The organism is Jidongwangia harbinensis, assembly GCF_020216025.1.
Classification (GTDB): Bacteria; Actinomycetota; Actinomycetes; order Mycobacteriales; family Micromonosporaceae; genus Actinoplanes; species Actinoplanes harbinensis.
This window is the reverse complement of sequence record NZ_JAIWNC010000013.1, coordinates 235,403-253,407: the sequence shown is the minus strand read 5'-3', so window position 1 is coordinate 253,407 and position 18,005 is coordinate 235,403. Positions and strand designations below refer to the sequence as shown.

Annotated in this window: 14 protein-coding genes; all 14 read left to right on the top strand. The window is 74.2% G+C overall.

Going from position 1 to position 18,005, the window contains the following annotated elements; genetic code table 11:
* Positions 1–14 precede the first annotated feature (14 nt).
* Genes LDL48_RS19840 through LDL48_RS19775 form a run of 14 tightly spaced genes read left to right on the top strand, consistent with a single transcriptional unit; the run spans position 15 to position 18,001 of the window.
* Positions 15–6,227 (top strand): non-ribosomal peptide synthetase, encoded by a 6,213-nt coding sequence (locus tag LDL48_RS19840; protein WP_255628465.1) that lies wholly within the window; start codon positions 15–17, stop codon positions 6,225–6,227.
* Positions 6,220–6,450 carry an MbtH family protein gene (locus tag LDL48_RS19835; protein WP_225256655.1) on the top strand — a complete coding sequence of 77 codons (231 nt, stop codon included), beginning with the start codon at positions 6,220–6,222 and terminating at the stop codon, positions 6,448–6,450. Before LDL48_RS19840 ends, LDL48_RS19835 begins: the two co-directional genes overlap by 8 nt.
* A 29-nt stretch (positions 6,451–6,479) precedes the next feature.
* Positions 6,480–7,019, top strand: a complete 540-nt coding sequence (locus LDL48_RS19830; RefSeq protein ID WP_225256654.1) for a flavin reductase family protein — start codon at positions 6,480–6,482, stop codon at positions 7,017–7,019.
* A 14-nt stretch (positions 7,020–7,033) separates the two neighbouring features.
* The gene (locus LDL48_RS19825; protein WP_225256653.1) at positions 7,034–8,569 is read left to right on the top strand and encodes a tryptophan halogenase family protein; all 1,536 of its coding nucleotides are present in this window, start codon (positions 7,034–7,036) and stop codon (positions 8,567–8,569) included.
* Between the two features lie 38 nt (positions 8,570–8,607).
* Entirely contained in the window at positions 8,608–8,877 is a 270-nt protein-coding gene (locus tag LDL48_RS19820; RefSeq protein WP_225256652.1) for an acyl carrier protein, read from the top strand.
* Between the two features lie 30 nt (positions 8,878–8,907).
* Positions 8,908–10,149 (top strand): beta-ketoacyl-[acyl-carrier-protein] synthase family protein, encoded by a 1,242-nt coding sequence (locus LDL48_RS19815; RefSeq protein ID WP_225256651.1) that lies wholly within the window; start codon positions 8,908–8,910, stop codon positions 10,147–10,149.
* A complete protein-coding gene (locus LDL48_RS19810) occupies positions 10,149–11,270 on the top strand; it encodes a beta-ketoacyl synthase N-terminal-like domain-containing protein (RefSeq protein WP_225256650.1) in 1,122 nt (373 codons plus the stop codon). The genes LDL48_RS19815 and LDL48_RS19810 overlap by 1 nt, the downstream gene beginning before the upstream one ends.
* Positions 11,270–12,250 carry a beta-ketoacyl synthase N-terminal-like domain-containing protein gene (locus LDL48_RS19805; RefSeq protein WP_225256649.1) on the top strand — a complete coding sequence of 327 codons (981 nt, stop codon included), beginning with the start codon at positions 11,270–11,272 and terminating at the stop codon, positions 12,248–12,250. Before LDL48_RS19810 ends, LDL48_RS19805 begins: the two co-directional genes overlap by 1 nt.
* Entirely contained in the window at positions 12,247–13,068 is an 822-nt protein-coding gene (locus tag LDL48_RS19800; RefSeq protein WP_225256648.1) for an alpha/beta fold hydrolase, read from the top strand. Before LDL48_RS19805 ends, LDL48_RS19800 begins: the two co-directional genes overlap by 4 nt.
* Positions 13,065–14,036 carry an acyl-CoA thioesterase family protein gene (locus LDL48_RS19795; protein WP_225256647.1) on the top strand — a complete coding sequence of 324 codons (972 nt, stop codon included), beginning with the start codon at positions 13,065–13,067 and terminating at the stop codon, positions 14,034–14,036. Before LDL48_RS19800 ends, LDL48_RS19795 begins: the two co-directional genes overlap by 4 nt.
* Positions 14,033–15,154 carry a beta-ketoacyl-[acyl-carrier-protein] synthase family protein gene (locus LDL48_RS44560; protein ID WP_225256646.1) on the top strand — a complete coding sequence of 374 codons (1,122 nt, stop codon included), beginning with the start codon at positions 14,033–14,035 and terminating at the stop codon, positions 15,152–15,154. Before LDL48_RS19795 ends, LDL48_RS44560 begins: the two co-directional genes overlap by 4 nt.
* Entirely contained in the window at positions 15,151–16,056 is a 906-nt protein-coding gene (locus LDL48_RS19785; protein WP_225256645.1) for a beta-ketoacyl synthase N-terminal-like domain-containing protein, read from the top strand. Before LDL48_RS44560 ends, LDL48_RS19785 begins: the two co-directional genes overlap by 4 nt.
* Positions 16,053–16,877 carry an SDR family oxidoreductase gene (locus LDL48_RS19780; RefSeq protein WP_225256644.1) on the top strand — a complete coding sequence of 275 codons (825 nt, stop codon included), beginning with the start codon at positions 16,053–16,055 and terminating at the stop codon, positions 16,875–16,877. Before LDL48_RS19785 ends, LDL48_RS19780 begins: the two co-directional genes overlap by 4 nt.
* A complete protein-coding gene (locus tag LDL48_RS19775; protein ID WP_225256643.1) occupies positions 16,874–18,001 on the top strand; it encodes a beta-ketoacyl synthase N-terminal-like domain-containing protein in 1,128 nt (375 codons plus the stop codon). The genes LDL48_RS19780 and LDL48_RS19775 overlap by 4 nt, the downstream gene beginning before the upstream one ends.
* Positions 18,002–18,005 lie beyond the last annotated feature (4 nt).

Here is an 18,005-nt window from a genome sequence, read left to right as displayed (position 1 = left end):
GTGCGGGTGAGTCGTTGCGGGATGTGGTGGCCCGGGTGCGTGCCGAGCAGGTGGGTCTGCTGGAGCATCACTATCTGGGTCTGGCGGAGATCCAGCAGCAGGCCGGCGTCGGCAACCTCTTCGACACGCTCCTGGTCTACGAGAACTACCCGCTCGAACCGCCCGGCGCGCCCGCCGGTGCCCCGCAGGACGTGCGCATCACCTCGGTCCGCAGCCGGGCCGTCTCGCACTACGCCGCGACGCTGCTCGCTTTCCCGCGCGCCGGTGGACTGCGGTTCCGTCTCGACTACCGGCCCGACGCCATCGACCCGGCGGCGGCCCGGTCGATCATCGAACGTTTCCGCGCCGTCCTGGGCGCGCTGGTGTCCGCGCCGGACTCGCCGGTGGGCCGCATCGACGTCCTGACCCGGCGGGAGCACGCCGACGTGCTCAGCTGGGCGGGCACGGGCGGCGGCGAGGCCGCGGTCGACGGTCCGTCGCTGGTGGAGTTGTTCCGGCAGCAGGTGACCGCGAACCCACAGGCGCCGGCGGTGACGTTCGGCGGCGAGTCGTTGACCTATGGCGAGTTGTCGGCGCGGGTCGACGGTCTGGCCCGGTGGCTTGTCGGGCGGGGGGTGGGTGCCGAGTCGCGGGTGGCGGTGCTGGTGCCGCGGTCGGTGGAGCTGGTGGTGGCGTTGCTGGCGGTGGTGCGGGCCGGTGGTGCGTACGTGCCGGTGGATGTGGATTATCCGGCGGACCGGGTGCGGTTCATGGTGGAGGACGCGGCGCCGGTGCTGGTGCTCTCGACGGCCGAGTTGGCCGATCGGGTGCCGGACGCCGGTGTGCCGGTCGTGCTGCTCGACGACCTCGCGGTGGGGGCGCCGGCGGACGTCGAGTTGCCGCTGCCGCGGGCCGGTCAGGCCGCGTACGTCATCTACACCTCTGGTTCGACCGGCCGCCCGAAGGGCGTGGTGGTCACGCACGCGAACGTGGTGCGGCTGTTCTCCTCGACCCGGCAGTGGTTCGGGTTCGGCGCCGACGACGTGTGGACGATGTTCCACTCCGCGGCGTTCGACTTCTCGGTGTGGGAGTTGTGGGGGCCGCTGCTGGCCGGTGGCCGCCTGGTGGTGGTGCCGTTCGCGGTCAGCCGCTCCCCGCAGGAGTTCCGGCAGTTGCTGGCCGACGAGCGGGTCACGGTGCTGAACCAGACCCCGTCCGCCTTCTATCAGCTGCCCGCCGACTCCGCCGGACTGCACCTGCGCTCCGTCATCTTCGGCGGCGAGGCCCTCGACCTGCGCCGGCTGGGACCCTGGCTGGCCCAGCCCGGCCGGCCCGCGCTGGTGAACATGTACGGCATCACCGAGACCACCGTGCACGTCAGCTACTTCCCGGTCGACGCGGACGCCGCCACGGAGACCCGCAGCCTGATCGGCCGGGGCATCCCGGACCTGCGCCTGTACGTCCTCGACGACGGCCTGCTGCCGGTGCCCCCCGGCGTGGCCGGGGAACTGTACGTCGCCGGCGCCGGCCTGGCCCGCGGCTACCTGGGCCGGGCCGGTCTCACCGCCGGGCGGTTCGTCGCCGACCGCTACGGCGTGCCGGGGACCCGGATGTACCGCACCGGCGACGTGGTCCGGTGGAGCGACACCGGCGTGCTCGAATACCTCGGCCGGGCCGACGACCAGATCAAGATCCGCGGGTTCCGGATCGAACTCGGCGAGATCGAGACCGCCCTGGACGCCCTCGACGGCGTCGACCGGGCGCTGGTGGTGGCGACCCCGGACACCGGCTCCGGCCGCCGGCTCATCGGCTACGTCCAGTCCGCGGCCGCCCCCGACCCGGCCGCTCCCGACCCGGCCGCCCTGCGCGCCGCCCTCGCCGAACGCCTGCCCGACTACATGGTCCCGGCGGCGATCGTGGTGATCGACCAGTTCCCGCTGACGGTGAACGGGAAGGTCGACCGCGCCCAACTGCCGGACCCGGAGGTGAGCACCGGCGGCCGGGGTCCCCGCGACGCCCGGGAGGAGATCCTCTGCGGTCTGTTCGCCGAGGTGCTCGGGGTGGCCGAGGTCGGCATCGACGACTCGTTCTTCGACCTTGGCGGGCATTCGCTGCTGGCCACCCGGCTGGTCAGCCGGATCCGGTCGGCGCTGGACGTGGAACTGGCGGTACGGGACCTGTTCGACACGGCCACCGTGGCCCGCCTGGCCCACCGGTTGGACACCGCCCGCGCCGGCCGGCCCGGCATCGAGGCGGTCACGCCGCGGCCCGAACGGGTGCCGCTCTCCTTCGCCCAGCAACGCCTGTGGTTCCTCAACCGTTTCGAAGGCGCGTCGGCCGCCTACAACGTGCCGGTGGCCCTGCGCCTGCACGGGAGGCTGGACGCCGCCGCGCTCGACCGGGCCCTCGGCGACGTGATCGCCCGGCACGAGAGCCTGCGCACCGTGTTCGCCGAGGACCCGGACGGCCCGGTCCAGGTGGTACTGCCGGCCGCGGCGACCGCCTCGGTGCTGACCGTCGCCCCGTGCGGCACCGCCGACCTGCCCGAGCGGCTGCGGGAGGCGGCCGGGCACCGGTTCGACCTGGCCGCGGAACCGCCGATCCGGGTGTGGCTGTTCCGCCTCGCCGCGGACGAGCACGTGCTGCTGATCGTGGTGCACCACGTCGCCGCGGACGCCTGGTCGATGCGGCCGCTGGCCCGCGACCTGACCGACGCCTACCGGGCGCGCAGCGCGGGCGCCGCCCCGGCATGGTCACCGCTGCCGGTGCAGTACGCCGACTACACCCTGTGGCAACGCCGGGTGCTGGGCGACGAGCAGGACCCGGACAGCGTGATCCGGGCCCAGCTGACGTACTGGACCCGGACCCTGGCCGACCTGCCCGAGCAGCTGAACCTGCCGGTCGACCGGCCCCGGCCCGCGGTCGCGTCGTACCGCGGCGACTCGGTCACCTTCACTGTCGGCGCGGACCTGCACGCCGGCCTCGTCGCGCTCGCCCGGCAGACCGGCACCACGCTGTTCATGGTGGTGCAGGCGGCCTTCGCGGCGCTGCTGACCCGGCTCGGCGCCGGTACGGACATCCCGATCGGCACGCCGATCGCGGGCCGCACCGACGACGCGGTCGAGGACCTGGTCGGGTTCTTCGTCAACACGCTGGTGCTGCGCACCGACACGACGGGCAACCCGAGCTTCACGGAGCTGCTGGCCCGGGTGCGGGAGACCGACCTGGCCGCGTACGCCCATCAGGACGTGCCGTTCGAACGCCTCGTCGAGGTGCTGAACCCGGCCCGGTCGCTGTCCCGGCACCCGCTGTTCCAGGTGATGCTGGCCGTGCAGAACGACGACCGGTCCACCGGCGGGGAACTGCCGGGCCTCGCCATCACCGGGGAGCGGATCAGCACCGACACCGCCAAAGCGGACCTCGCCCTGTCCCTGACCGCCCGCCGCGACGACGACGGCCGGCCCGCGGAGATGCACGGCCTGCTGCAGTTCCGCACCGACCTGTTCGGCCGGTCCACCGTGCGGCGACTGGGTGACGCGTTCCGCCACCTGCTCGCCGCGGCCGTGGCCGCGCCGGGCGCCCCGATCGGCCGGTACGACGTGATGGGACCGGCCGACCGGGCCCGGCTCCTCGGCGAGTGGATCGACTCGGCGCGCGAGGTCGCCCCGCGGTCGCTGGCCGAACTGTTCGAGGCCCAGGTGCACCGCGCGCCGGACGCGCCCGCGCTGCAGGCCCCGGACGTGGCGTACACCTACGGCCAGCTGAACCGCCGGGCGAACCGGCTCGCCCGGTACCTGGTGGAACGTGGCGCCGGACCGGAACGGATCGTCGGCATCGCGCTGCCCAGCTCGACGGAATGGGTGGTGGCGCTGCTCGCCGTGGCCAAGACGGGCGCCGCGTTCGTACCCATCGATCCCGGGTATCCGGCCGACCGGATCGCCTTCATGCTGGACGACACCCGGCCGGCCGCGGTGCTCACCACCGCGGAGTGGGCCGGCCGGCTGCCCGCCGACGGCGGGTCGCCGGTGCTGCTCGACGACCCCGCCACGCGCCGGGAGATCGACGCCCGCCCGGACGGCGACCTCGCGGACCGCCGCACCGGCCGGCTCGGGCTGGACCACATGGCGTACCTCATCTACACCTCCGGATCCACCGGCCGGCCCAAGGGCGTGGTGGTGCCGCACCACGGCATCGCCAGCCTCGCGTCCGTGCAGGAGGACCTGCTCGGCGTCGGCCCCGGCGCGCGGATCCTGCAGCTCGTCTCGTCCAGCTTCGACGCCTCCCTGTGGGACCTGTTCGGCGCGCTGCTCAACGGCGCCACCCTGGTGCTCCCGCCGAAGGAACGGCCGTTCGGCGCGGACCTGACCCGGTTCATCGAGCGGACGGGCATCACCCACGCGGCCATGCCGCCGACGGTCGTGGCCGACCTGCCCACCGGCGGCCTGCCGGCGGAGATGGTCGTGGTGGTCAGCGGCGAGGCATGCCCGCCGCCGCTGGCCGAGCGCTGGTCCGGAACCAACCGGTTCTTCAACGGGTACGGGCCCACCGAGGTGACCGTGGGCGCGGTCATCTGGGAGTGCGAGCCCGGCGTGCGGTACCCGACCGTGCCGATCGGGCGTCCGCTGCACAACAAGTGGGCCTACCTGCTCGACGACAACCTCGAACTGGTCGCCCCGGGCGTCACCGGTGAGGTGTACCTGGCCGGTACCGGGCTGGCCCGCGGCTACCACAACCGCCCGGATCTGACCGCGGAACGGTTCGTGGCCGACCCGTTCGGCGCGCCCGGCCGCCGCATGTACCGCACCGGCGACCTGGCCCGGTGGAACACCGACGGCGTCCTGGAGTTCGTCGGGCGCGTCGACGACCAGGTCAAGTTCCGCGGCTTCCGGATCGAACTCAGCGAGATCGAAGCGGCCCTGGACGACCACCCGGACGTCGCGCAGAGCGTCGTGCTGGTCCGCGAGGACCGGCCCGGCGACCGGCGCCTGGTCGCCTACCTGGTCGCCCAGGACGGCGCCGCCGCGGATCCGGCGGCGATCCGCCGGCACGCGGCCCAGCGTCTGCCCGGCTACATGCTGCCCGGCACGATCATGGTGCTGGACGCGTTCCCGCTGACCGTGAACGAGAAGATCGACCGGCGGGCGCTGCCGGTGCCGGACGACGCCGCCCCGGCCGGCCGGGGCCCGGCGACCCCGCGCGAGGAGATGCTCTGCGCCCTCTTCGCCGAGGTGCTGGAGGTGCCGTCGGTCGGCGCCGAGGAGGACTTCTTCGCCGCCGGTGGCCACTCGCTGCTGGTGACCCGCCTGGTCGGCCGGATCCGCGAGACGCTGGGGCTGCCGATCGGCGTCCGCGACGTCTTCGAGGCGCCGACCGTCGCCGAACTGGCCCGCCGCGGAGAGGCCGAGGGCCGCGGCACGCCGTTCCCGATCCTGCTGCCGCTGCGGGCCGGCGGCGACCGGACCCCGCTGTTCTGCCTGCACCCGGCGCTCGGCATCAGCTGGTGCTACACCGGCCTGCTCGAACACCTCGCCCCGGACCAGCCGGTCTACGGCGTGCAGGCGCGCGGCATCACGCCGCCGGTGGCGCCGCCCGCCGACCTCGACGAGATGGTCACCGAGTACTGCGCGGCGATCCGGTCGGTGCAGGGCTCCGGGCCGTACCGGCTGCTCGGCTGGTCCTCCGGCGGCCTGATCGCCCACGCCGTCGCGGTCCGGCTGCAGGAGAGCGGCGAACGGGTGGACCTGCTCTGCATCGTCGACGCCTACCCGGGCGCGGCGCACGTCCGCGACGACGACACCCACGAGGACCGGGTGCTGGCCCGGGTGGCCGCCGAGATCGGGTTCGACCCGGCCGCGCTGTCCGGCGCCGAACTCACCCGGTTCATGGCGTTCCTGCGCCGGCAGAACCACCCGTTCGCGGTGCTGGACGAGGCGGAGCTGCAGGCGGCCGTCACGGTCTACGCCAACGGCATCCGGGTGCTGCGTACCGCCGAGCCCGGGCGCTTCGACGGCGACGTGCTGTTCTTCGCGGCCGGCGAGGTCCCGTCGAACGGGCGCCGGTTCGACGTCGGCGCGTGGCGGCCGTACGTGTCCGGGGACATCGCGGTCACCGCGGTACCGGCGGAACACAAGGACCTGCTGACCGATCCGGCGCCGAGCGCGCTGATCGGCCAGGTGCTGAGAAGAGAACTCGACGCGGCCGGGCTGGCCGGCCGCGCGGGACCAGAGAGGGAGCAGACCGATGACTAATCCGTTCGAGGACCCGGACGGCAAGTACCTCGTCCTGGTGAACGACGAGCGTCAGTACTCGCTGTGGCCGTCCTTCGTGGACGTTCCGGCCGGCTGGACGATCGCCCTGCCGGAGAACACCCGGCAGGCGTGCCTGGCCCACATCGAGGAGCACTGGACCGACATGCGGCCCGCCAGCCTGGTGGCCGCGATGGACGGCGAGACGGCCGCGGCCGGCTCGTAGCCGAGGACGGACGGGGAGCGGGTGCAGTCATGACAGCCCAGCAGTTCGACGGCGCGGCGCCGCACGCCGGGTCACCGGTGTCACCGGGCGAGGCCCTGGCCGACCTACGGCCGCTGATGGCGGAGTTCCCGACCGGCGTCGCGGTGGTCACCGCCGCCGACGCCGACTCCACGCCGTGGGGCATGACCTGCACCTCGCTGTGCGGAATCGCACTGTCGCCGCCGACGCTGCTCGTCTGCCTGCGGGACGGCAGCCCGACGCTGCGGGCCGTGCTGAGCGGATCCGGCTTCGCCATGCACCTGCTGCACGACCGGGCGCGGCACGTCGCCGAGTTGTTCGCGTCGGGCGACCCGGACCGGTTCAGCCGGGTGCGCTGGGACATGCCGCCGGGCGCGCGTGGTCCGCACCTGGCCGACGTCGCGCTCATGATCGCGGACTGCACCGTGGTGAGACATGACGTCCTCGGTGACCACGCGATGGTCATCGCCGAGGTCGACCGCGTCTCCCGGGAATCGTCCCGCGTGCCGCTGCTGCACGGACAGCGGCGGTACGCGGTCTGGCCCAGATGAGAAAACGGGGAAACATGATTCGTAATGTCGTGGTGGTCGGCGGCGGTACCGCCGGCTGGATGACGGCCACCTACCTCAACAAGACGTTCGGCGACCGGGTGACGGTGACCGTGGTGGAATCGCCGCGGGTGCCGCCCATCGGGGTCGGCGAGGCGACGTTCAGCACCGTCCGGCACTTCTTCCAGTACCTCGGGCTGTCCGAACCGGAGTGGATGCCGAGCTGCGGTGCCAGCTACAAGACGGCCATCCGGTTCGAGAACTGGCGCGGCGTCGGATCGGTGTTCTACCACCCGTTCGAACGGTTCCGCACGGTCGACGGCTACGACCTCGCCGACTGGTGGCTGGCGCTGGGCGGCGACACCGCGTCCCTGACCGGTGAGTGCCTGCTCGTGCCGCAGCTGTGCGAGGACCGGCGGGCGCCCCGGCGCGCCGACGGCCGGCTCTTCGCCGCCGGCCTGCAGGGCAGCTCCTTCCAGGAGCAGGAACAGCGCAACCAGTTCCCGTACGCCTACCACTTCGACGCGTCCCTGCTGGCTCAGTTCCTCACCACGTTCGGCAAGGAACGCGGCGTCCGGCACGTGCTGGCCAACGTGGCCGAGGTGGTCCAGGACGAGCGGGGCTGGATCAGCCACCTGGTCACCCCGGAGCACGGCGAGGTCCACGGCGACCTGTTCATCGACTGCACCGGATTCCGCGGCCTGCTGATCAACCAGACGCTGGGGGAGCGGTTCGTCTCGTTCGAGGACATGCTGCCGAACAACCGGGCGGTCGCGCTGCGGGTGCCGCGGGACATGGCCACCGTCGGCATCGACCCGTACACCACGGCGACCGCGATGGACGCCGGCTGGATCTGGACCATCCCGCTGTACGGCCGGGTGGGCACCGGTTACGTCTACTCCGACAAGTACTGCTCGCCGGAGGAGGCCGAGGCGACGCTGCGTGCCTTCGCCGCACCGGACCAGCCCGAGTTGGAGGCCAACCACATCCGGATGCGGATCGGCCGCAACGAGCGCTCCTGGGTGAACAACTGCGTCGCCATCGGGCTGTCCAGCGGGTTCGTCGAGCCGCTGGAGTCCACCGGCATCTTCTTCATCCAGAACGGGATCGAGCAGCTGGTCCGGCACTTCCCGGACGACGACTGGGCGCCGGCGCTGACCGACGCGTACAACAAGCAGGTCGGCGAGGTGATCGACGGGGTACGGGAGTTCCTCGTCCTGCACTACCGCGCCGCCGCGCGGAACGACACCCAGTACTGGAAGGACGCCAAGACCCGGGTGCTGCCGCCCGGCATGGCGGAACGGCTCGACGGGTGGAGCAGTCTGCTGCCCGACGAGAACACCATCTACCCGCACTTCCACGGCTTCGAGGCGTACTCGTGGCGGGTCATGCTGCTCGGCCTCGGCGGGCATCCGACGTCGCCGCGACCCGTGCTCCGCCACCTCGACCCGGCGCCGGCCCGCCAGGAGCTGGACCGGCTGCGGGAGGACGCGCAGCAGCTCGTGAAGGAACTGCCGAGCTGTTACGAGTACCTGCACCAGCTGCACTCCTGACGCCCGTACCCGCATTTTCACCGAGAAGGGAACCATCAATGTCCAATCTGGACGCACCGAGCACGCTGAACGCCGCGCAGCAGAAGCAGATCCGGGACATCGTCTCCGAGATCCTCGAGATCGAGCCGGCCGAGATGACCGAGACCAGCCTCTTCAAGGAGGACCACGAGGCCGACTCGCTGCTGGCCATCGAGATCCTCGCGGCGCTCGAACGCGAGTTCCGGGTGACGATCGATCAGGCCGAGCTGCCCCGCATGGTCAACCTGAAGGCCGTGTACGAGGTAGTCGCCGAGGCGCCGGCCGCGTGACCGGCCGTACACGGGGGAGACGGTAGGGCGATGGTGATGGGCAACGACCGGGATGTGCCGCGGCGCGTCGTCGTGACGGGCATCGGCGTGGTGAGCAGCATCGGGATCGGGGTCGACGACTTCCTGGCCGGACTCCGGTCCGGCCGCAGCGGTGCGGGGCCGATCACCTCGTTCGACACCACCGGCTTCGAGTACGCGAACGCCTGCGAGGTGCGCGGCTTCGACCCGGCCGCGGCGATCGAGGCGTCCGACCCGGCCCGGCTGGGCCGCACCGGGCAGTTCGCGACGTCCGCGGCCCGGATGGCGCTCCGCGACTCGTCGATGGGTATCGACGAGTTGCGGAGCCGGCGGTCGGTGGTCTCGGTCGGTACCACCAACGGTGAGGGCAGCGACTTCGACGACCTGACCGCCCAGCAGCTCAGCCGCGGGCCGGCCGGCCTGGACGAGCAGGTCGCCGCGCGGGTGAACGCCGGGCGGTTGTCCGCCGGCGTGGCCGCCGAGTTCGGCCTCACCGACGTGGAGGCCATCTCGATCCCGACGGCCTGCGCGGCCGGCAACTACGCGATCGGGTACGGGTTCGACGCGCTGCGGGCCGGCGACGCCGAGGTGGCCATCTGCGGTGGCGCCGACTCGCTGGACCGGAAGACCTTCGCCGGCTTCTACCGCCTCGGCACCATCGCGCCCGAGGTGTGCCAGCCGTTCGACCTCGACCGCAAGGGCATCCTCACCGGCGAGGGGGCCGCCATGCTGTGCATGGAGAGCCTCGACTCGGCGCTGGCCCGCGGCGCGCACATCTACGCCGAGGTGCTCGGCTTCGGGCTGTCCTGCGACGCACACCACGCGGTCGCGCCGGAGGCGGACGGCCTGGTGCGGTGCATGCGCCTGGCACACGAGGACGCCGGCCTGAAGCCGGACCAGGTGGACTTCATCTCGGCGCACGGCACCGGTACCCGGGCCAACGACGTCACCGAGGCCGCGGCCATCCGGCGCCTGTTCGGGGACCGGCCGCCGCCCACCATCTCGATCAAGTCGATGGTCGGGCACAGCATGGGCGCGGCCAGCGCGGTCGCCGCGGCCGCCTGCGCCCTGGCGATCGACCGGGAGTTCATCCCGCCGACCATCCACCACCGCCAGACCGATCCGGAGGTCGGGCTCGACTGCGTACCGAACGTGGCCCGCCCCGCGCGGCCCCGGGTGGTGCAGAACAACGCGCTCGCCTTCGGCGGCAACAACGCCGTGCTGCTGCTCGGCCACTACCCGGGGACGCACTGATGCCCGGCGGCATCGCCGGGCGGGGCGCGCTGGCCAGCACCGGCCGGACGGCCGAGGACATGTTCGCCGCGCTCTGTGCCGGCCGCAGCGGAGTGGACACCCCGCGCGCCTTCGACCTGACCCGGTACCGCACCCGGCACGCGTTCGAGATCGACGACCGGCCGCCGGGCGGCGGCGACGTGCCGATGCGGGCCACCGGCTGGCTGCTGGACGCGATCGGCGCGGCGCTCGCCGACGCGGAACTCGCCCCGGACCTGGGCGACGTGCCGGTGCTGATCGGTACCACCCTGCGCGAGCTGCGGTCCGCCGAGCTGGCCTGGCGGCAGCACACCGACTTCGACACCGACCGGCTGCACTTCGGGCACGCGCTGCGCGAGCGGTTCGGCGCCACCACCACGTACACCGTGACCAACGCGTGCGCCGCCTCGCTCTACGTCCTCGGCCTTGGCCTGGACCTGATCGAGTCCGGTGCGGCCGAGACCGTGGTGGTGGCCGGGGTGGACACCATCTCGGAGAGCACGTTCGGCCTGCTGGACCGGTGCTACCCGGCACCGCCCGAGGCGCTGCGCCCGTTCGACCGGCACCGCCAGGGCATGCTGCAGGGTGAGGGCGCCGCCGCCGTGGTGCTGCGCGGCACCGGCGACGCCCGGCACGGCCTGCTCCGCGCGGTCGCCGTCAACTGCGACGCCTACCATCCGTCCGCCCCCGACGTCGCCGGCATCGCGGCGGCCATCCGGGAGGGCCAGTCCCGGGCCGGCGCCAAGCCGTCCGACGTGGACCTGGTGTTCCTGCACGGCACCGGCACCGAACTCAACGACCAGGCCGAGGCGCTGGCGATGGCCGAGGTCTTCGGCGACACCCCGCCGCTGGCCACCGCGATCAAGTGCATGACCGGGCACACCGCGGGCGCCAGCGGACTGCACAGCCTGATCGCCGGCACGGACTGCATCCGTACCGGTGCGGTGCCGGCCATCACCACGCTGCAACGGCCGATGGACGAAGCGGCCGGGCTGCGGCTGGTCCGGGACACCGTCTCCGGTGCGGACATCGACCTGGTGCAGGTGCACTCGTTCGGTTTCGGCGGGCTGAACGCCGTCGCGTTGCTGGAGAGGGGACGCTGATGACCGGGCCCACCCGTCCGGCCGAGGCGGTCATCACCGGCGCCGGGCTGGCCGTCGCCGGGTACGCCGGGATCGCCGACCTGCTCGGCCCGGTGCCGGCGGACCGCGACGGCGACCCGCTGGCCGGACTGAGCCGCAGACTCGGGCGGCACAAGGACCGGGCGACCCGGCTGGCGCTGCTGGCCGGCGGCCGGGCCCTGGCCGACGCGGGCCGGCCCGCCGACGACACCCCGGTGGACACCGGTCCGGAGGCGTTCGACCGGCCCGGCGGCCGGACCGGCGTCGTCGCCAGCTCCAACTACGGCAACCTCGACACGGTGTGCGGCACGGTGGACGCCATCGACGCGCACACCTACACCGGCGCGAGCCCGATGCTGCTGCCCTCCACGGCCAGCAACGTGGTGGCGTCCTGGATCGCCATCACGTACGGCATGCGCGGCGCCAACCTGACCCTGTGCAACGGCGCCACCTCGGGCCTCGACGCCGTGCACTGGGCGTGCCATCTGGTGCGCGCGGGCCGGGTGGACAGCGTGCTGGTGGCCGGCGTGGAACCGGGCAACGACGCGGTGACCGGGCTGGCCGGCGCGCCCGCGTTCGACGGCGCCGCCGCGATCGTGGTGGAGAGCGCCCGGGTCGCGGCCGGCCGCGGTGCGCCGGTCCGGGCCCGGGTCGGCCGGTACGCCCGGCGCGCGGACCTGCGGGACGCGGTCGCGGCCGTCGCCCCCGGCCCGGTCGACCTCTGGTGCGAGCCCGAGGACGGCGCCGCGGAGCCGCCGGTGCCCGCCCGGCACCGGCTGGAGGTCGGCGCGCAGCTGGGCCGGCGATCCGGCGCGCTCGGCGTGCTGCAGGTCGCGGCGGCCGTCGCCTGGTTCGGCCGGCACCCCCGGTCCCGGGCGCTCGCCACCTGCGGGCGGGGCGGCGAGGCGTCGGCGGACGCGGCGGCCGCGCTGGTCCTCGCCGCGCCGGAGGACCGGTCATGAGCGGGAGCGGTGAGGCTACGGCCGGGACCACGATGGCGGTCCGGCTCCGCCGCCCGGCGGCCGGCCCGGACGTGACGCGGATTCTGCTGCTGCACGGCCTCGGCGGCTCGCGGGCGGCCTGGGCCCCGCTGTCCGGGCACGCCGGCCACCACCTGGAACTCTGGGAGGCGGACCTGCCCTGGACCGGCACCGGCGACCCGGCGTGGAGCTACCGCGCCGACGTCGGCACGACCATCGGGCGGGCCATGCGGTCGATGCCGGGCGGCGCGGAGGTGGTCGTGGCGCACTCGTTCGCGGCGAACCTGCTGCTCGAGGAGGTGAGCCGGGGCACCGTACCGGCACCCCGCGCCCTGGTGCTGATCTCGCCGTTCTACCGGCCCGACCCGGCCGACTTCCAGTGGTCGACGATCGAGTTCTACCTGCACGGGCTGATCGACATCGTCGAGGAGGGCCTGCGGATCTCCGCCTCGCCCCGACTCGACGGCGACGTCCGGCGGCAGATGGCGCGCCGGGCGCGGGACCGGATCGGCCCGTACGGGTGGATGCGGTTCTTCGACGCCTACCTGCGTACCCCGCTGCTGGACCTGAGCGAGCTGCCGGTGCCGGTGCTCGTGCTGGCCGGCGCCGACGACCGGGCCGCCACCGCGCAGGACGCCACCGCGCTGGCCAAGGGCCTGCCCCGCGGCCGGCTGGAGATCCTGCCCGGCTGCGGCCACTACCCCATGATCGAAAAGCCCGGGACGGTGGCGGCGCTGATCGGCGACTTCCTCGCCACCCTGTCCCGGCTCACCGCCGAAAACCCTCGGGAGTCCCGATGACTGTTCTGTCCGCCCCGCCCACCAGCCGCACCGACGCGGTGCGCGGCACGCTGCAACCTCGGTACGAGGGCGTCAACGTCGGTACCTGGGTCGGCTTCAAGCACGTGAACTACCTGGTCGAAGAGGCGGCGCTGGCCTGGTTCCGCAGCCACGGCTGGCCGGTCTCCGACCTGTACCACGACCACGGCCTCTGCCTCGACGTGGTCGGTATCGACACCCGCATCGTGCAGGCGCTGCGGCTGGACGACACGGTGCACACCGAGGTACGCCGGGCGGCCGACGAGCCGGGCGCGCTGGTGCTCAAGGTCGCGCTCCGGACCGCCGCGGACGGACCCCGGATGGTCAGCGCCACGGTCCGGGTGGCGCTCCGATTCGACCCGCGGGGGGCGGCCGTTGCCGCGGCACCCGCGCCCCTCGCGGGTCTTGTCACCGGGCGGCTCGGCGACCCGGCCGCCGCCACGCCGATCCCGGTGGGTACCGCCGATCCGGCCGAGGTGCTCGCCGCCCGGCACGCCGCCGACGGGTCACCGCACAACGGCATCGTCTGGCGCAGCGTCGTGCCGTACTACCACTGCCACTTCAGCGAGCGCCTGCAGATGTCCGGCTACCTGCGGCTGATGGAGGAGGCCAAGCACCGCTTCGTCGCGGCGCGCGGAGTGTCCATCAAGACGCTGCTGGACGAGCAGGGCTGGATCCCGGCGGTGCCGCACTCCCGGATCACGCTGCTCGACGAGGCCGTCATGGAGGAGGAGCTGTACACCGTCCTCACCGTGACCCGGATCTTCAAGCGGCTCACCTACACCAGCCGGTTCGACACGTACGTGCGGCGCGACGGCGCCCTGGTGCCGACCGCCACCGGCGAGATCACCCACGGGTACGCGGCGCTGACCGGCCGGTCGGAGTGGAACCTGGTCTCGTTCGACGACCGGCTGCTGGCCGCGCTGCACGGCACCGGGGCACGACCGTGACCGAGATCGTGGTGACCGGGCTCGGCGCGGTCAGCTGTCACGGCACCGGCGTCGCGTCGCTGCGGGCCGCGGTCGCCGCCGGCCGGGCCGCGGTGCCGGACAAGGTCGCCGACGACGCCGCGCACCTCGGCACGCCGCTGATCCACGCGGTGCCCGGCGCGGCCGGCGGACACCACCCGCGCCGCCGCGCCGCCGCGTTCGCCGAGACGGCCGCGGCCGAGGCGCTCGAACAGGCCGGGCTGGCCGGCGCGCCGGCCGGGCGGATCGGCGTGGTGCTGGGCACCTGCCTCGGCGACGGCGTGGCCGGCACCGGGCCGGACGACGTGGTCTACGGCGTGGCGGCCGCGGTGGGCGCGCTGCTCGGCCGGGCCGGCGTCAACGTCAGCGTCAGCAACGCCTGCGCGGCCGGCGGATTCGCCGCGGGACTCGCCGCCGACCTGATCCGCGCCGGCGAGGCGGACGTCGTCCTGGCCGGCGGCGCGGACGCGTACTCCCGGGTCGGCTGGGCCAGCATGGACCGGCTGGGCGCGCTCGACCGGGAACGCTGCCGCCCGTTCGACCGGGACCGGCAGGGCACAGTGCTCGGCGAGGGCGCCGGTGTGCTGGTGCTGGAGTCGGCGGCGCACGCCCGGGCGCGCGGGGCCACCCCGCTGGCCCGGCTGCTCGGCGACGGCTGGAGCTGCGACGCCGGCCATCTGACCGCACCCGAACCGGACGGCACCCAGATCGTGCGGGCCATCACCGGCGCGCTCGGCGGCGACCGGGCGGTCGGCGCGGTGATCCCGCACGCCACCGGTACCCCGCACAACGACCGGGTGGAGTCGGCCGCGCTGCGTACCGTGTTCGGCGCGGACGCCGACCGGACCCCGCTGTACAGCCTGAAGCCGCTCGTCGGCCACACCGGCGGCGCCTCCGCCGCGCTCGCCGCGATCGTCGCGGTGGACATCCTGCGGTCCGGCAGCGTGCCGGCGAACGTGCCCGTCGCGACGCCGGACCCGGCGTGCGCGGTGTACCTGCCGCAGGACGGGCCGACGCCGCTGCGGGTACCGCGGGTGCTGGTCAACGCGTACGCCTTCGGCGGCAACAACAGCTCCACGGTGTGGGGGTGCGCGGCATGACGGCGGACCTGGCCCTGGCGGTCACCGCGACCGGTGCCGTGCTGCGCCCGCCCGGCGCGCCGGACGACTGGTTCGACGTGGCCACCGAACTCGGCCGGCGCGGCTACAAGTACCTGCCGCCGGGCGCGCACTACCTGCTCGCGGCCGTACGGCGGGCGCTCGGCACCGGCGCCGCACTCGCCGCCGAACCGGACCGGCGCGGGCTCGCGGTCGGCTGCCACGGCGTCCTGGGCGACCACTACGCGGCCGCCGACCGCACCGTCGCCGCCGGGCACTCCGACCGGCTGAGCCCGGTGACCGCGCCGTTCTTCGCGGTCAACGCGCTGGCCGGCCGGGTCGCCGGCGAGCATCGGACGCAGGGCTTCACGCTCACCACCACCTCACCCCGGGTCGCCGGGCTGGAGGCGTGGGAGACCGGCGGACGCGCGCTGCGGGCCGGACGGTGCGACGTGCTGGTGGTCGCCACCACCGAGCACGGCACCGGAGCCGCCGACGGTGCGGTCGCCGTCGTGCTCGAGGACGCCGGCCGGGCGGCCGCCCGGGGCGCGGTCGTGCACGGCCGGTGCCGGGTAGGCACCGGCCTGGTGCCGGCGACCTCGGACGTACCCCGGGCGACCGCGGCGTTGCTGGGCGACCTGCCCCGGCGGCTGGGCCTGCCGGACCGCATCCCGGTGCTGATGGATTCCGACGGCTCGGCGTTCGCGGACACGGTGGCCGGTCTGGTCGGCGAGTGGGGCCCGGTCCGCCCCGCGGCGGCCGGTGGGCCCGGTTGTGTTCCTCCGGTGCTCGCGGTCAGCACGGCCGTCGCGGCGGGCGCCGACACCGTCGTGGTCAGCGCGTCGCGGACCGGGCACGTCGCGGTCGCGCACATCATCGGCCCGGACAAGGAGTCGGCAGCATGAGGAACCCCCTGCCCGGAAGCTGGGCCCTGGTCCTCGGCGCCTCCAGCGGGATCGGCGCCGCCACGGCCCGCGCGCTGGCCGTCGAGGGCGTCAACATCATCGGCGTGCACCTCGACCGGACCGATGCCGGGCCGGCCGTCGAGGCGCTGCGGTCGGAGCTGACCGCGCACGGCGCCGAGGCGCACTTCTTCAACATCAACGCGGCCCGGGCGCCGAGCCGGGCCCAGGTGGTGGCGCGGGTGGCCGACCTCACCGGGGGCGCCGGGGTACGCGTGCTGCTGCACTCCCTGGCGTTCGGGTCGCTGCTGCCGTACCTGCCGCGGGCCGGCTTCGCCGAGGCGCTGACGTCCAAACAGATGGCGATGACGCTCGACGTGATGGCGAACAGCCTCGTGTACTGGGTGCAGGACCTGGTGCGGGCCGCGCTGTTGCCGCCCGGCGCCAAGGTCTTCGCCATGACCAGCGCCGGCGTGGCACAGACCCTGCCCAGCTACGGCGCCGTCTCGGCGGCCAAGGCGGCGCTGGAGGCACACGTCCGGCAGCTGGCCTGCGAGCTGGCCCCGCTGGGCGTCGCGGTGAACGCGCTGCGCGCCGGCACCACGCTGACCCCGGCGCTGCAGCAGATCCCGGAACACGAGACGTTCCTGGCCCAGGCGGCGTCGGTCAACCCGCACGGCCGGCTGACCGAGCCGTCCGACGTGGGCGAGGCGGTCGTCGTGCTGTCTTGCGCGCCGTCCTCGTGGATCACCGGAAACACCATCGGCGTCGACGGCGCCGAACTCATCTCGGCCGGTACGTCATGGGGGAGCGAACAACGATGAACGCGAACGAGGACGGCATCGTGCTGTCCGCATGGTCGGCGGTGAGCCCGTTCGGTCTCGGTGCGGCGGAGTTCGACGGCGGGCTCGCCTCCGGTGCCAGCGCGGTCCGCGCCGTGCCGGACGGCGTCGACAGCGGCCCGTTCCCGCAGGCCGGGCTGGTCCCGTCGTTCGACCCGGCGGCGGTGCTGGGCCGCAAGGGCACCCGGGCGATGGACCGGGTCACCGCGCTCACCGTCGCCACGGCCGGGATGGTGCTGGCGGCCGACGGCGAACCGGACCCGGACCAGACCGCGGCGATGGGCCTGGTGCTCGGCACCAGCGCCGGCAGCTACCAGTCCATCATGGACTTCACCGCGTCGTCGATGACCGGCGAGCGGCCCTACCTGGTCGATCCGGCGCGCTTCCCGAACACGGTGATGAACCGCGCCGCCGGGCAGAGCGCCATCTGGTACGGCATCAAGGGACCGAACGCCACGGTCTCCGGCGGCCGGCTGGCCGGGCTGCTCGCCCTCAACTACGCGGTGCGGCTCTGCCGGCGCGGGCGCGCCACGACCGTGCTGTGCGGTGCGGTGGAGGAGCTGACCGCCCAGCGGTGCTGGATCGACTGGCACGCCGGCGGCCGGCCGGACCCGGTGACCGCGGTGCCGCCCGGCGAGGGCTGCGCGATGTTCCTGGTCGAGCCGGCCGGCGTGGCCGCGCGGCACGGCCGGGTCCCGCTGCTCGAACTGGCCGGAATCGGCTTCGGCGCGGTGCCGGCCGGCGGCGACCCGGCGGCGGCGCTGACCGATTGCATCGCGCGGACGCTGGACCGCAACGGGATCGCCGTGCCGGACATCGCCCTGCTCGCCCCGGGCTGCCCGCCGGGATCCGCGGCGGCCACCGAGCGGGTCGCGGTGCGCGCCGCACTGGGCCGCGCCGACCTGCCCGAGGCGCGGACCGGCACCGTGCTCGGCGACACCTCGGCGGCGTCGGCCGCGTTCCAGGTGGCCGGGGTGCTGGTCGCGGCCGGCCGCACCGACCTGCCGGCCGGCAGCCTCGCGCTGGTCACCTCGATCGACCCGGGCGGCACCGTCGGGTGCGCCGTGCTGCGCGTGCCCGCCCCGGCCCCCGCCCTCCACCACTGAACGA

Coding starts and splice junctions, on each gene's coding strand:
- LDL48_RS19795 (WP_225256647.1), top strand. CDS start 13,065: ATGACTGTTCTGTCCGCCCCGCCCACCAGCCGCACCGACGCGGTGCGC.
- LDL48_RS19815 (WP_225256651.1), top strand. CDS start 8,908: ATGGTGATGGGCAACGACCGGGATGTGCCGCGGCGCGTCGTCGTGACG.
- LDL48_RS19830 (WP_225256654.1), top strand. CDS start 6,480: ATGACAGCCCAGCAGTTCGACGGCGCGGCGCCGCACGCCGGGTCACCG.
- LDL48_RS19825 (WP_225256653.1), top strand. CDS start 7,034: ATGATTCGTAATGTCGTGGTGGTCGGCGGCGGTACCGCCGGCTGGATG.
- LDL48_RS19775 (WP_225256643.1), top strand. CDS start 16,874: ATGAACGCGAACGAGGACGGCATCGTGCTGTCCGCATGGTCGGCGGTG.
- LDL48_RS19805 (WP_225256649.1), top strand. CDS start 11,270: ATGACCGGGCCCACCCGTCCGGCCGAGGCGGTCATCACCGGCGCCGGG.
- LDL48_RS19785 (WP_225256645.1), top strand. CDS start 15,151: ATGACGGCGGACCTGGCCCTGGCGGTCACCGCGACCGGTGCCGTGCTG.
- LDL48_RS19810 (WP_225256650.1), top strand. CDS start 10,149: ATGCCCGGCGGCATCGCCGGGCGGGGCGCGCTGGCCAGCACCGGCCGG.
- LDL48_RS19820 (WP_225256652.1), top strand. CDS start 8,608: ATGTCCAATCTGGACGCACCGAGCACGCTGAACGCCGCGCAGCAGAAG.
- LDL48_RS19835 (WP_225256655.1), top strand. CDS start 6,220: ATGACTAATCCGTTCGAGGACCCGGACGGCAAGTACCTCGTCCTGGTG.
- LDL48_RS19780 (WP_225256644.1), top strand. CDS start 16,053: ATGAGGAACCCCCTGCCCGGAAGCTGGGCCCTGGTCCTCGGCGCCTCC.
- LDL48_RS19800 (WP_225256648.1), top strand. CDS start 12,247: ATGAGCGGGAGCGGTGAGGCTACGGCCGGGACCACGATGGCGGTCCGG.